This window comes from Streptomyces armeniacus (genome assembly GCF_003355155.1).
Lineage (GTDB): Bacteria > Actinomycetota > Actinomycetes > Streptomycetales > Streptomycetaceae > Streptomyces > Streptomyces armeniacus.
This window is the reverse complement of the sequence record NZ_CP031320.1, coordinates 7056155-7069921: the sequence shown is the minus strand read 5'-3', so window position 1 is coordinate 7069921 and position 13767 is coordinate 7056155. Positions and strand designations below refer to the sequence as shown.

General features: G+C 72.3%; 8 protein-coding genes and 1 pseudogene. All 9 read right to left on the bottom strand.

Going from position 1 to position 13767, the window contains the following annotated elements:
* Positions 1-19: 19 nt before the first annotated feature.
* Positions 20-988, bottom strand: a complete 969-nt coding sequence (locus tag DVA86_RS30770; protein ID WP_208883258.1) for a class I SAM-dependent methyltransferase — start codon at positions 986-988, stop codon at positions 20-22.
* A gap of 152 nt (positions 989-1140) precedes the next feature.
* On the bottom strand, positions 1141-2268 hold the full coding sequence (locus DVA86_RS30765) for an acyltransferase family protein (protein WP_208883256.1): 1128 nt from the start codon (positions 2266-2268) through the stop codon (positions 1141-1143).
* Between the two features lie 246 nt (positions 2269-2514).
* Positions 2515-7494 carry an NAD-glutamate dehydrogenase gene (locus tag DVA86_RS30760; RefSeq protein ID WP_208883254.1) on the bottom strand — a complete coding sequence of 1660 codons (4980 nt, stop codon included), beginning with the start codon at positions 7492-7494 and terminating at the stop codon, positions 2515-2517.
* Positions 7495-7773: 279 nt separating this feature from the next.
* Complete coding sequence (locus DVA86_RS30755; protein ID WP_208883252.1) at positions 7774-8526, bottom strand: HAD family hydrolase; 753 nt, start codon at positions 8524-8526, stop codon at positions 7774-7776.
* Positions 8527-8595: 69 nt separating this feature from the next.
* Positions 8596-9102, bottom strand: coding sequence for a DUF6912 family protein (locus DVA86_RS30750; protein WP_208883250.1), 507 nt, complete (start codon positions 9100-9102; stop codon positions 8596-8598).
* A 544-nt stretch (positions 9103-9646) separates the two neighbouring features.
* Positions 9647-9775, bottom strand: a pseudogene (locus tag DVA86_RS30745) (S-(hydroxymethyl)mycothiol dehydrogenase); the annotation flags it as partial.
* A 3-nt stretch (positions 9776-9778) separates the two neighbouring features.
* Positions 9779-10558, bottom strand: coding sequence for a sarcosine oxidase subunit gamma (locus DVA86_RS30740; protein ID WP_208883248.1), 780 nt, complete (start codon positions 10556-10558; stop codon positions 9779-9781).
* Positions 10551-13484, bottom strand: a complete 2934-nt coding sequence (locus DVA86_RS36040) for a 2Fe-2S iron-sulfur cluster-binding protein (RefSeq protein WP_208883246.1) — start codon at positions 13482-13484, stop codon at positions 10551-10553. The genes DVA86_RS30740 and DVA86_RS36040 overlap by 8 nt, the downstream gene beginning before the upstream one ends.
* Positions 13481-13762 (bottom strand): sarcosine oxidase subunit delta, encoded by a 282-nt coding sequence (locus DVA86_RS30730; protein ID WP_208883244.1) that lies wholly within the window; start codon positions 13760-13762, stop codon positions 13481-13483. Before DVA86_RS30730 ends, DVA86_RS36040 begins: the two co-directional genes overlap by 4 nt.
* Positions 13763-13767 lie beyond the last annotated feature (5 nt).

Sequence of the window (13767 nt, the reverse complement as noted above, 5' to 3'; positions counted from 1 at the left end):
AGAACGCCGGCCAGCAGCCTCACCTGCCGCGCTTCCGTGCCCGCACCACCGCCCGGGTGACCACCGGCGGCAGCACGTCGATCGCCACCTTGCGCAGCCGGGACCGCGGGCGCCGCGGCGCCGGGGCGGGCTTGGCCGCCGCCTTGGACTGCGAGGCCTGCCCGGACTTCGGGGCCTGCGCGGCCGCGCCGTCGGCGGCGGTGTCGGCGGTGGCCTTGTGCTTGGAGACGGGCAGCTTCGGCGGCGTCGCCTTGCGCCCGCCGACCAGCAGCATCCGGTGCCCGGCGACCTCCTGCCACTGGAGCCAGAAGTTGCCCCGCTCCTTCAGCTCCGCGTGCAGCCGGTCCTGGACCGGCTTCGGGTCACCCCAGGTGCCGTAGAACTTGTTGCTGCTGACGCAGATCGGCTTCAGCCCGCCCTCGAGCACTGCCTGCCAGGTGGCGCAGGCGACGCCGGGGGTGTGGCTGGAGCGGTAGTCGTCCAGCACCACGAGGCCGTCCCCGGACAGCGCCTCGCGGGCGTTGCCGATGTCGGGGTGCACGTGCTCGTACAGGTGCGAGGCGTCCACGTGCACGAAGCGGCAGCTGTCCGCCTTGACCTCCTCGGGCACCACGGAGGTCGGGGCCTGGATGACACGCGGCAGCTCGTCGTGGAACGAGAGGAAGTTGGCCTCGAACGAGCGACGCGTCAGCGTGGAGTACGAGCCGCTCATCTCGCGCTCGTTGTGCTCGTCCGGCGCGTCCGAGTCGAAGAGGTCGCAGACGGTGAACGTCTCGTCGTCGCGCAGGTACGCGCGCATGAGGATGGCGCTCTTCCCCATGTACGCGCCCATCTCCAGCAGATCGCCGTGGATGTCCTCGGTCTCCTGGCGCTTCAGAAACCAGTCGAAGAGGACGACGTCTGTGTTGTAGAACCAGCCCGGGACGTCGTAGAAGGACTTCGGGGCGGGCAGCTCTTCAGCCGTGGAAGCGGTGGCGGCTGCAGTCATAACGGAGGGGGCCTCCTCGGCGGTGGACATATCTGAAGACTGTATAGAGGACGGTTGCCGGTAGCCGATGGTTGCCCTGGACTTCACACGGGAATGTTCCATCGTTGGCCGGGTGTTGGACATCTGGTGTTCAACTTGTCTGAGCGAAGCCGCTACGGCGAGTTGACTCCGGTCGACTTCAGAGGCTGCTGTGGCTCGGGTGGCCGCGGAGGCCCGTGTGACTGTGCGTCCGCCGGACTCCACAGCCACCGCGGAAGCCGCGGCTCGACGAGCGGCCAGGCCACACGCCGTACGGGCGCGCTGCTCAGCACTACCGCCAGCACACCCGCGAGGACCGTCAGCAACGCGGCCACCGGGAGTCCGCCGGCCGCGATCACGTCGTATCCGCCGCTGCCCTCCACGGTCTTCACGAACAGCCCGTGCATCAAGTACGGATACAGCGTGACCGCTCCGAGCGCAGTGTAAACAGTAGCCCTTCCCGGTACGAGCGCGAGAAATGCGCACATCAGAACCGCCGCGAGCCCGAACAGCGCGAGCCGCATCAGCACGTACGTGGCCGCCGGCACACCCATGTCCGCGCCGCTCCACTGCATCAGCAGCCAGCCGCCGCTGGTGCGCGGCGCCGCCCAGTACGCGCCCGCGCCCGCGCAGAGCAGCACCGGCACCGCCAGCCAGCGCGCTCCCCGGGTGCGCAGCGGCGCGAACTGCTCGCGGCGCAGCCGCAGCCCCAGCACGAACCACGGCAGGAACATCAGCACCCGCGGCAGCGCGAGGTCGTAGCCCATGCCCGTGATGCCCGCCGCCACGGACACCAGCGCGGCCACCGCGACCGGGTGGCGCAGCGCGCGCCACAGGGGCACCGTGAGCCGCCACAAAAACAGCGCCAGCAGGAACCAGGTGAGGTAGCGCGGCTCCGTCGGCGTGATCGAGAACGGCTGGTCCCACACCACCGCGTACATCCCCGCGTACAGCGTCTCGAAGATCAGATACGGCACCAGGACATTGCTGACGAGCTTTCTGATCTGGTCCGGGCGCCCCGTGAAGCTCCGCGCGAGATGGCCGCACAGCAGCGCGAAGGCGGGCATGTGGAAGGCGTAGACGAGGAGGTACCCCGCCTTCACCGCTCTTATCTCGTCCTCCAGCGGTCCCCAGCTGTGCCCGATCACCACCAGCACGATGAGCAGGAACTTCGCGTTGTCGAGGAACGGGTCACGGCTCCGTGCCGCGGCGCTCCCCGTCCCCGCGGACGCGCGGGCGTGGGAGAGAGTGTCGGACGCCATCTGACCGAAAGTACGCAGGGTGGAAGGACTCAACCGGGAGCAATCGCCGGTGTGGCTCGAATGAGGGATGTGATCGCTGCCACTCGCGTCCGGAACGTCCCGAAGGACCCCGAACGCGCCGTGGAACGCCGTGTACGGACGCCTGAACGGCCCGGAGGCACAGGGGGCGCCCGGGTGCGCGCGGCACCGGGACGCCCCCTGTGTCAGCCGGTCACAGCCGCCGTGGGGGCAGCGGGCTCAACGGGCTCAGCGGTTCGACCGCAGCAGCGTGCGCATGGTGCGCATCGCCACCGATAGGTTGGCCAGATCGAACGTGTCCGAGGCGTGGATCTCGTCGAGCGTCGCGCGGGCACGGGAGAGGATCGCGGAGTTCTTCTCCTCCCACGCCGCGTAGCGCTGCTCCGCCGTCTGCGCGCCGCTGCCCGCCGCCAGCACGTCGGCGGTGAGCAACTGGTGTGCGGCGTACAGGTCTTCGCGGATCGCCGCCCGCGCGGTGGACTGCCAGCGGTCCGCGCGGGGCAGCGCGCCGACCCGCTCCTGGAGCTGCGTGATGCCGAGCCGGTCGGCCAGGTCGTAGTAGACCGCGGCGACGTCCAGCAGCTCGTTGCCCGTACGGCCCGCCACCGCGACCACGTCCAGCGCCGGGAAGGCCGCCGAGAAGCCCGCGACCCGCAGCGACAGCTCGGCCGGAACGCCCGCGGCGGCCAGCTCGTCGTGCACCTTCTGGTACCACTCCAGGTCGTCGCCCTTGAGCAGCTTCGGCAGCTCCGCCCACACCGTGGCGACCCGGTCGCTGAACAGCTCGATGGTGTCGGCGAGCAGCAGCGGCTGCGGCCGGTTGTTGAGCAGCCAGCGGGTGGCGCGCTCGACGAGCCGCCGCGAGTGCAGCCGGATCTTGGTCTGGATGTCGGCCGCCACCACGTTGTCCAGCGACTCGACCTCGTCCCAGATGGCGCCGAGGCCGTAGATCGCGCGGGCCGCGGTGTGCGCCCGTACGATCTCCTCGGTGCTGGCGCCGCTCTCCTCCTTGATCCGGTGCAGGAACGTCGAACCGCCCGTGTTGACCGTGTCGTTGACGAGCAGCGTCGTCACGATCTCGCGGCGCAGCGCGTGGTGGTCGATCTCGTCCGGGAAGCGCTCGCGCAGCTGCCGCGGGAAGTACGCGTGCGCCAGCCGCTGGAGGTGCGGATCGTCCGGCAGCGGGCTCTGGACCAGCTCCTCCGTCACCGTGATCTTGGTGTAGGCGAGCATCACGGCCAGCTCGGGCTGGGTCAGGCCCAGACCGCCGGCGAGCCGCTCCCGGATCTGCTTGTCGGACGGCAGGAACTCCAGCCCGCGGTCGAGCCGGCCCTCCTTGCTCAGCGCCCGCATATGGCGCTGGTTGGCCTGGAGGAGACTGGGCGCCTGCTCCAGGGAGTTGCCGAGGGCGGCGTTCTGCGCGTAGTTGTTCCGCAGGACGAGCTCGCCGACCTCGTCGGTCATCTCGGCCAGCAGGGCGTTGCGCTGCTTGACGGTCATGTCGCCGTTGCTGACGACCGCGTTGAGCAGGATCTTGATGTTCACCTCGTGGTCGGAGGTGTCCACACCGGCGCTGTTGTCGATCGCGTCGGTGTTGATCCGGCCGCCGTGCGTGGCGAACTCGATGCGGCCCAGCTGGGTCAGGCCCAGGTTGCCGCCCTCCCCCACGACCTTCACGCGCAGCTCCTGGCCGTCCACCCGGATCGCGTCGTTGGCCTTGTCGCCGACGTCCGCGTGCGTCTCCGTGTGCGCCTTCACGTACGTGCCGATGCCGCCGTTCCACAGCAGGTCGACGGGCGCCCGCAGGATCGCCTTCATCAGCTCCGCCGGGGTCATCTTGGAGATGCCCGCCGCGATGCCCAGTGCCGTACGCACCTGCGGGGTGATCGGGATGGCCTTGGCGCTCCGCGGGTGGACTCCGCCGCCCGCGGAGATCGTCCCGGTGTCGTAGTCCGCCCAGGAGGAGCGCGGCAGCTCGAAGACCCGGCGGCGCTCGGCGTACGACACGGCCGCGCCCGGGTTCGGGTCGAGGAAGATGTGCCGGTGGTCGAAGGCGGCCACCAGCCGGATGTGCTCGGAGAGCAGCATGCCGTTCCCGAACACGTCGCCGGACATGTCACCGATGCCGACCACGCTGAAGTCCTGCGTCTGCGTGTCGTGCTCCAGCTCGCGGAAGTGCCGCTTCACGGACTCCCAGGCGCCGCGCGCGGTGATGCCCATGCCCTTGTGGTCGTACCCCGCCGAGCCGCCGGAGGCGAACGCGTCGCCCAGCCAGTACCCGTACGCCACCGCCACCTCGTTGGCGATGTCGGAGAACTGCGCGGTGCCCTTGTCGGCCGCGACCACCAGGTACGTGTCGTCGCCGTCGTGCCGCACGACGTCCGCGGGGTGCTCGACCTCGCCGCCGACGAGGTTGTCGGTGATGTCCAGGAGCCCCGAGATGAACGTCTTGTAGCAGGCGATGCCCTCCGCCTGCCAGGCGTCCCGGTCCGTGCCCGGGTCGGGCAGCTGCTTGCCGACGAAGCCGCCCTTGGCGCCGACCGGCACGATGACGGTGTTCTTCACCTCCTGCGCCTTCACCAGGCCGAGGATCTCCGTACGGAAGTCCTCCCGCCGGTCGGACCAGCGCAGCCCGCCGCGTGCGACCTTGCCGAACCGCAGGTGGACGCCCTCGACCCGGGGCGAGTACACCCAGATCTCGTACGCGGGCCGCGGCGCCGGCAGATCGGGGATCTGCTGCGGGTCCAGCTTCATCGAGACGTACGTGTGCGGACTGCCGGCGCTGTCCTGCTGGAAGTAGTTGGTGCGCAGGGTCGCCTTGATGACGGTCAGGAACGAACGCAGGATGCGGTCCTCGTCCAGGCTGGCCACCTGGTCCAGGGCGCCCTCCACCTCCTCCAGCAGCCCGTCGGTCAGCTCGTGCCCGGCGGAGACGCGCTCCGGGGACATCCGCGCCTCGAACAGGTTCACCAGCAGCCGGGTGGTGTGGACGTTGTGCCGGAGGGTGTCCTCCATGTAGTCCTGGCTGAACGTGGCGCCCGCCTGGCGCAGGTACTTCGCGTACGCCCGCAGCACCATCGCCTGCCGCCAGTCGAGACCGGCGGAGAAGACCAGGGTGTTGAAGCCGTCGTTCTCGGCCTGCCCGGTCCAGACGGCGGCGAACGCCTCCTGGAAGCGGTCCCGTGCGTCGTCCCCGAACTCCTGCAGCTGGGCGGCGGGCATCCGCAGCCCGAAGTCGTAGATCCACGCCTTGCTGCGGTCGGCGCACCGCAGCTCGTACGGGCGCTCGTCGACGACCTCCACGCCCAGCGCCTGGAGCACCGGGAGGACGGCGGAGAGCGAGACGGGCTCGCCCGTGCGGTAGATCTTGAAGCGGCGCTCGCCGGGCCCGGCGCCCACCGGCTCGTACAGGCTCAGCGCGAAGTCCTCGGCGCGGTCCGCCGCCTCCACGTCCTCGCGAGTGCTGAGGGATTGCAGGTACTGCAGGTCGGCCACGGCGGCACGGGGCGGGAAGTCCGCCTTGTACCCCTCCGGGAAGGCGTTGGCGTAGCGGTGCGCCAGCTCGGCGGCCTGCTCCTCGCCGCACTCGGCGACCAGCGCCTCGTTGAAGCCGTCCTGCCAGGAGCGGGCCGCCTCGGCCAGCCTCGCCTCGATCCGGTCGGCGTCCTCGTCGGTCAGCTCGGGCAGCTCGCTGCCGGGCGTGACGCGGATGACGAAGTGCAGCCGGGAGAGGATCGACTCGGTGTTCCAGGCGGTGAAGTCGACGTTGGTGCCGCCCAGTTCCTCGGTGAGGATGTCGATCAGGCGGAGGCGTACGCCCGTTGTGTAGCGGTCGCGGGGCAGGTAGACCAGCGCGGAGTAGTACCGCCCGTACTCGTCCTGCCGCAGATACAGCCGCAGCTTGCGGCGCTCCTGGAGGTAGAGCACGGAGGTGGCGATGGAGCGCAGCTGCTCAACGCCCGTCTGGAACAGCTCGTCGCGCGGATACGTCTCGAGGATCTGCAGCAGGTCGCGGCCGTCGTGGCTGTCCGGCGTGAAGCCCGCCGTGGACAGCACCTCGGCGACCTTGCGGCGGATGACGGGCACCCGGCGGACGGACTCGGTGTAGGCGGACGACGAGAACAGGCCGAGGAAGCGGCGCTCCCCGATGACGTTGCCGTCGGCGTCGAACTTCTTCACCCCGACGTAGTCGAGATACGAGCGGCGGTGCACGGTCGAGCGGCTGTTCGCCTTCGTCAGCACCAGCAGCTTGTGCTCGCGCGCCTTCGCGCGGGCGTCGGCCGGAAGCCGGTTGAACGACGGCGAGACCGGGTGGCCCTGGTCGTCGGTGTGGCGCGGGTCGGCGCGCAGGATGCCCAGCCCCGTGCCGGGCACGGCGGACAGCAGCAGCTCCTCACCGCCGTCGGAGGGCTCGGACGCCAGCTCGTACTCGCGGTAGCCCAGGAACGTGAAGTGGTCGTCCGCGAGCCAGTTCAGCAGCTCGCGGGCCTCCTCCACCTCCAGGTCCCGCAGGTCGTCGGCGGTCGGCTCGGCGGGCAGCTCCTCGGCGATGCGCAGCGCGGCGGCGCGCATCTTGTGCCAGTCCTCCACGGCCTCCCGCACGTCGGAGAGGATGCGCAGCAGATCGGAGTTGATCTGCTTGAGGTCCTCCCGGTCCGTCTCGCGGTCGATCTCGACGTGGATCCAGGACTCCGTCACGGCGTCGTGCGGCAGCTCGCGGGAGGGCGCGTCACGGTCCGAGCGCGTGTCCCGGCCGACGTCCAGCACCTCCAGCAGCTTGCCGGTCACATCGCGGCGGACGGTGATCTGCGGGTGGATGACCACGTGGATGCCACGGCCCTGCCGGGACAGCTCGTTGGTGACCGAGTCGACGAGGAAGGGCATGTCGTCCGTGACGACTTCGACGACGGTGTGGGTGCAGGTCCAGCCGTGCTCGTCGACGGTCGGGGTGTAGGCCCGTACGTTCGCCGTGCCCTGCGGCCGGTGCTCCGCGAGGCGGTGGTGGGCGAGCGCTGCGCCGAGGATGTCGACCGGGTCGCGGTCGGTCAGGTCCTCGGGGGCGGTGTGCAGGTAGTAGCGCCGGAGGTAGACGGCGAGGGTGTCACTCCCCAGTCCCTGCTCCGCCTGACCTCCGATCGGATTCTGCTCGGCTACCCGTACGGCCTCCGCGAGCCGCTCGGCCTTTGCTTCGTCCAGCTTGGTTGGCATGTCCTCTGGCTCCTGTCGCGCGCCGTTGCGTGACGTCGGTGTGGCGGGGGCATGACGTCGAAACGCGGTGTGTCCGCTCAGGCTCGACGGTATGCCACGAGAGGTGAACAGCGGCAGCCCGAGCGCTGTCGCACGGTGGGCGCGGGGCCGAGGCTTCGTCGCCTCCGGCGGATATGGCGCTGATCACGAGCGCAAGGCTATCTCCCCGGAGCAGGGGCCCGTCATGGCCCGTATGCGTACAAAACCGGGGGGCGAACTTGGCCGAAGTGGCCAGCGGCGCTAGAGAGATGAGGCGATACGCTCTGCGGTTTCGACGGCCTCGGCAAGGCTGTCGACGACCGGAACCCCGGCCTCCGACAGGCTGGCCCGGCTGTGCGAACCCCCCGTGTACAGCACCGCCCCCGCGCCCACGTGCGCGGCCGCGAGCGCGTCGTCCAGGGCGTCCCCCACCACGACCGTACGGGCCGCCTCGACGCCGTCCAGCGCCCCCAGATGGCGCGCCATCTGCTCCGCCTTGCTGCCGCCGGATCTGCCGCCGCGCACGCCGTCCACGCGCAGAAAGTGCCCGTCGATGCCGTGCGTCCGCACCAGCGGCACCAGTCTGTCGTGCGGGGCCAGCGAACACAGCGACTGCGTGTGCCCGGCCTCCTGGCGCGCGGCGAGCAGCTCGGCGGCGCCCTCGGTCAGTCCGACGCCCTCGGCCTGCTGCCAGTAGTGCCGGTGGAAGATGGTGTCCATCACCTCCCACTCCTCGTCCGTCGGCAGCCGCCCCATCAGCCGCTCGTAGAAGCGCGGCACCGGCACGCAGTACAGCTCGCGGTAGCGGTCGAGGGTGATCGGCGGCAGGCCGAGCTCCGTGAAGGAGGCGTTGGTCGCGGCGATCACCGCGTGGATGTCGTGCAGGAGCGTGCCGTTCCAGTCCCAGACGATGTGGGTGGCACCGGCGGTGCGGTCCTTGTGGTCTCCGTGATCCTGGTGCTTGCCGTGGTCATCGTGGCCCCGCTTGTGTCCGTTCTCGTTCCCCGATCCCATGAGCACGACGGTACGCGCCGGGTCTGACAGGCCGGTAACAGATTTCCGTACGGCAGCGCGCGGGCGGCCCTAGCCGACCAGGTTCGGGATCTCCTGCGTGGCGAACCACAGCAGCTCGTGCGCGTCCGCACCGTCCACCGTGAACTGGGCGTCGTCGTCGCCCCCGTCGGCCGCGTCCAACGCCTCGGCGGCGGCCGCGACATCGGCCTCGGCGTCCGCCGCGTCCACGTGCACCGCCGCGGCCTTCGACAGCGGCACCGCCTCCGCGATCCGCACCTCGCCCAGCGCCGCCGGGTCGAGCCCCCGGTCCGGGTCCGCGACGGCCGTGCCGTCCGGCACGTCCAGCGCGACGACCACCCGGCGCCGTACGGCCGACGGGTCCGTGGCGAGGCGCCGTAGAGACGCCTGTGCCGCGCGGCCGAGCGCCGCGTACTCCAGCTCCTCGACGTCGTCGGACACGTACCACTCCCGCAGCCCCGGGGTCACGGCGTACGCACGGAGGGGGCCGGGGCCCAGCTCACCCGCCCGGTGTGCCTCGGCCAGCGCGGGGAGGGTCAGGGGGACGTAGACGCGCATGACTGCCGCTTTCGTGTATCGCCGATCCGACTGATCAGCCAGCATACGGGCACCGCGGCGGCGCCGCGCCCCTCCGTACGTTTGTGAAACCGCAGCTCAACGACGCGCGACGTCAACGCGTACGCGGCGCGACACGCGGCCGGGTGAACCGTGCCCGGGCCCTTGCCCGTACGGCGGCGCGTTGCGGTGGCGCGGCCGTCCCCGCTAGAACCGACCGGAAAGCTACCGCTCGGTACGCGCGGGTGGCCGCCGCGGACGGGGGCCGGGCAGCAGGCGTGAGGGATCGGGAAGCGGGACCGGGAAGCGGGATTCGGGATTCGGGGGAGAGCATGACGCACACGCAGACGGGCACCGGGGCGGGCGGCACCGGCCACGTACCGGAACGGGCCCGGGTCCAGCCGCTCCCGCGCGGACGCCTCGGGCGCGGTGAAGTCGGTGGTGAAGGGCGGGTGGCGGTCCTCGAGACCGTGGAGGTAGATCTCGTTCTGGTAGTTGCTGAAGCCGGGGTCGCCGCTCAACTCGGAACCGTCCCTTCGGTGCGTACGTGCCACACCCCGCACGCCTGGACGGCCACCACCGCCTCACCCGGCCCCGGATCCGGCACCACCACCGTCTCCACCCGCACCGGCTCATCCCGACCCGGAGCCACCAACCCACGAACACGCTGCACCATGAGCTACCTTTCCTCGTTCCTGAAGTGCCCGTCACCCGCGGCGTACTCGGTCATGGAGTCGAGCAGCCAGTCGGTGACGTAGTCGGCGAAGGACGCGCGTACGAAGACCAGGAAGCCGTCCGGCTCCCGGTCGGCCACCAGCAGCACCCGGGCCCCGCCCGCCAGCAGCGTCTGCGCGCACGCGCCGCTGCCGAACACCCGCGGGTGCAGGTCGATCGGGCAGACCTTGCGCAGGACGTCCCGTGCGCGGGCGCCGCCGAGCCGCAGCGTGGTGCTGTGCGCGGACACGTCGGTGTACGCGATGTCCACGCCGCCGTCGCTGCCGGAGCCGGAGCCGCCTCCGCCTTCGCCGCCGCCGTCCGCGCCGCGTGCCGTGTCCGCCGCGGCGCGCAGCGTGTCGTCGGTCTCGGCGGCCGTGCCCGGCGGGGTGACGATCAGCCACTCGTCGGGGCCGAGCCAGACGGCGGCACGGTCCCCGGAGCGCAGCACCGTGTTGGGCGTGCCGGGCAGGGCCAGCGGCAGCGGGAAGTCGAGCGGCGCCGCGGGGAGCAACCCGTACGCCGACCGCGGGCCCCGCTCCCGTACGCGCAGGTTGAACTGCGTGAGGAACGGCACCTCCCGCAGCTCCACCCCGTACGGTCCGGGGCGTCCTGCCCGCGCCAGCTCGTCCGCGCGGTCCTGGAGCGGTGAGCGCCGCCCGTACGGCTGTCCCGGCGGCGGCTCCGGCGGCTGCGGCGCCGAGTGGGTGAGCGTTCCGGGGAGTGTCGCGACCGTGTCAGCCATCCCTGCGGCTCCCTTCCCTGTCGTAGAAGACCGGCTCGGTGACCTCGGCGGCCACGGTCCGGTCGCCGAGCGGCACGTGCACCGTGCCGCCGATGCGCTCCCGGCCGCCCCGTACGAGGGCGAGCGCGAAGGTGCGGCCGAGCGCCGCGCTGCGGTAGCTGGAGGTGACGTGGCCGAGCGACGGGACCGGCGTCGCGGGCCGTTCGCCGGGGTCGTCCTCCGTGATGTGGCCGCCCTCGGGGAGGAGTTCGCGCGTGTCCCACGGGAGCAGCCCGACGAGGTGCTTGCGGTCCGTACGGGCCGTGTCGGGGCGCGTGTACGAGCGCCGGCCGATGAAGTCCTTCCGCTTGGACACCACCCAGTCCATGCCCAGGTCCTGCGGGGTGACGGTGCCGTCGGTGTCCTGTCCGACGATCACGTAGCCCTTCTCGGCCCGCAGCACGTGCATCGTCTCGGTGCCGTACGGCGTGATGCCCTCGTCCGCTCCGGCGTCCAGGACGGCGTCCCAGAGGGCGCGGCCGTACCAGCCGGAGACGTAGACCTCGAAGGCGAGTTCGCCGGAGAAGCTGATCCGCGCGACGCGCGCGGCCAGCCCGGCGACCTCGGCGTCGCGCCACGCCATGAACGGGAACTCGGCGTTGTCCAGCGGCAGTTCCGGGGCGAGCCGGGCCAGCACCGTACGGGCGCGGGGGCCGGCCACGGCGACGCCGGCCCACTGCTCGGTCACGGAGGTGCAGAACACGCGCAGGTCCGGCCACTCCGTCTGGAGCCACTCCTCCAGCCAGTCCAGTACGGCGGCGGCGTTGCCGGTGGTGGTGCTCATCCGGAAGTGGTCCTCGGCGAGCCGCATCGTCACGCCGTCGTCGAAGACCATGCCGTCGGCGGTGCACATGACGCCGTAACGGCTGGAGCCGACGCGGAGCTTGGCGAAGCCGTTGGTGTAGACCCGGTTCAGGAACTCGGCGGCGTCCGGGCCCTGAATGTCGATCTTGCCGAGGGTGGAGACGTCCATGCACGCGACGCCCTCGCGGGCCGCCCGGCACTCGCGGTCCACCGCCGCCGCCATGTCCTCGCCGGGCAGCGGGTAGTAGCGGGGCCGCTTCCACTGCCCGACGTCCTCGAAGACGGCGCCGCGCGCGACGTGCCGGGCGTGCAGCGGCGTCGTACGCACCGGGTCGTGCAGCCGCCCCCGCGCGCGGCCCGCGAGCAGCGCGAACGGCACGGGCGTGTACGGCGGCCGGTGCGTCGTCGTGCCCAGTTCCGCGACCGGCACGCCCAGCGCGGCGGCCGTGGCCGCGGCGGCGGTGACACCGGAGGTGCGGCCCTGGTCGTGGGCGGTGCCGATGGTGGTGTAGCGCTTGACGTGCTCGACGGAGCGCATGCCGCTGCCGACGGCCCGCTCGATGCCGGCGAGCGTGGCATCCCGCTGCAGGTCGACGTAGTGCGCCCCAAGGTCGCCCCCGTACGGGGCCAGCGGCCAGCGCGGCGGCACCGGTTCGGGCTCCCAGGCGCCCGGCGGGCGCGGCGTCTGCCCGGCGGTCAGACCCAGGTCGGTCGCGGCGTCCGCGCCGGCGGCGGCGCCGTCGGCGAGGCAGTCCCCCAGCCGTACGAGGCCCCGCGCGGCGCCCGCGACGCGGCGGCGCGGGTCCGGCTCGTACGGGACGTGGCAGCACAGCCGCTCGTCGTAGCGCGTACGGCCGCCGGACTGCGTGTGCAGCTGCACCGCCGGGTTCCAGCCGCCGCTGACCAGCAGCAGGTCGCAGGCCACGGCCTCGGGCGCGGCGGGCGCGGCGCCGTCCGCGTCCCGCGCCGCGAGGAGCGCGGCGGTGACGGCGCCGTCCGCGCCGCCGCGGCTGCCGGCCGCGACGTGCCCGGCGGACACTTCGATGTGCCGGTCGGCGCAGAGCGCCGCCCAGTACGGCGGCACCTCGTCGCGGGCGTCCGCGATCCGGGCGATCTCCAGGCCCGCGTCGGCCAGTTCGAGGGCGGCGGCGTACGCGCTGTCGTTGTTGGTGCAGACGACGGCGCGGCGGCCGGGCAGCGCGGCGTAGCGGTTGGCGTACGTGCGTGCCGCGCCCGCCAGCATGACGCCGGGCCGGTCGTTGTCGGCGAACAGCAGCGGCCGCTCGTGGGCGCCGGTGGCGAACACGACGCGGCGCGCGCGGATCAGCCACAGCCGGCCGCCCCCGCCGTACGCGGGCGCCTGCCGTTCGGCGGCCACCACGTGGTTGTGGTCGTAGCAGCCCAGCGCGGTCGTACGGGTCAGCACGGTGGTCTCCGTGCGGTCGGCCAGCTCGCCGGCCGTACGCCCCACCCACTCGAGCGCGGGCCGGTCCGCGACGCGTTCGCGGGTGCCGAGCAGGCTGCCGCCCAGCTCGGGCTGCTCGTCGAGCAGTACGACGCGGGCGCCTGTGGCGGCGGCCGTACGGGCGGCGGTCAGCCCGGCCGGGCCGGCGCCGACGACGAGCACGTCGCAGTGCGCGTGCATGGTGTCGTGCCGGCCGTGGTCACCCGGCTCGTCCGGGTCGAGCCGCCCCTTGCCGCGCAGGGAGACGGCGCGCAGGCCGTCGTACAGCTCGGTCACGGTGGCCTGCGCCATCGGCTCGGCGGGCCGCGCGGGCGCGTACGGACCGGGGCCGGGCGCACCCTGCCCGGGCGCACCCTGCCCGTGCGTGCCTCGCCCGTCCGGCGCGGGTGCCCAAGGGGCCAGCCCCACCAGGGCGTTGGGCTCGTCGACGCCCGCCGCGTAGACGCCGCGCGGGCGGCCGTGCGCGAGGCTGGTGGCGACCGTACGGACGCCGTTGGCGAGCAGGGCCGAGGCGAGGGTGTCGCCCTCGTAGCCGGTGTAGGCGGTGCCGTCGAAGGTGAACGTGAGCGGGCGGGCGCGGTCGACGCGGCCGCCGGCGGGCATCCGGTGGCTGTTCATGACGCGCTCACCGCGACCCGCTCGCCGGGACGGTGGCTGCCGCGCACCTCGTGCGTGACGGTGTGCCGGACGACGGTGAACCACCGGCGGCAGCCCGCCGCGTGGCTCCAGCGCTCTTCGAACCAGCCCTTCGGGTTGTCCCGCAGGAACAGGTAGCCGGCCCACTCCTCGTCGCTGAGCGCGTCGGGGTCCGCCGGGTGGACGAGGTGCGCCTGACCGCCGTAGTGGAACTCCACTTCGTCGCGGTCACCGCACCACGGGCAGGGAATCAGCTGCATGGTGT

Excerpts from the sequence above, each read along its gene's own strand:
- DVA86_RS36040 (WP_208883246.1), bottom strand. The coding sequence starts at position 13,484 with ATGAACAGCCACCGGATGCCCGCCGGCGGCCGCGTCGACCGCGCCCGC.
- DVA86_RS30730 (WP_208883244.1), bottom strand. The coding sequence starts at position 13,762 with ATGCAGCTGATTCCCTGCCCGTGGTGCGGTGACCGCGACGAAGTGGAG.
- DVA86_RS30765 (WP_208883256.1), bottom strand. The coding sequence starts at position 2,268 with ATGGCGTCCGACACTCTCTCCCACGCCCGCGCGTCCGCGGGGACGGGG.
- DVA86_RS30755 (WP_208883252.1), bottom strand. The coding sequence starts at position 8,526 with ATGGGATCGGGGAACGAGAACGGACACAAGCGGGGCCACGATGACCAC.
- DVA86_RS30750 (WP_208883250.1), bottom strand. The coding sequence starts at position 9,102 with ATGCGCGTCTACGTCCCCCTGACCCTCCCCGCGCTGGCCGAGGCACAC.
- DVA86_RS30770 (WP_208883258.1), bottom strand. The coding sequence starts at position 988 with ATGACTGCAGCCGCCACCGCTTCCACGGCTGAAGAGCTGCCCGCCCCG.
- DVA86_RS30740 (WP_208883248.1), bottom strand. The coding sequence starts at position 10,558 with ATGGCTGACACGGTCGCGACACTCCCCGGAACGCTCACCCACTCGGCG.
- DVA86_RS30760 (WP_208883254.1), bottom strand. The coding sequence starts at position 7,494 with ATGCCAACCAAGCTGGACGAAGCAAAGGCCGAGCGGCTCGCGGAGGCC.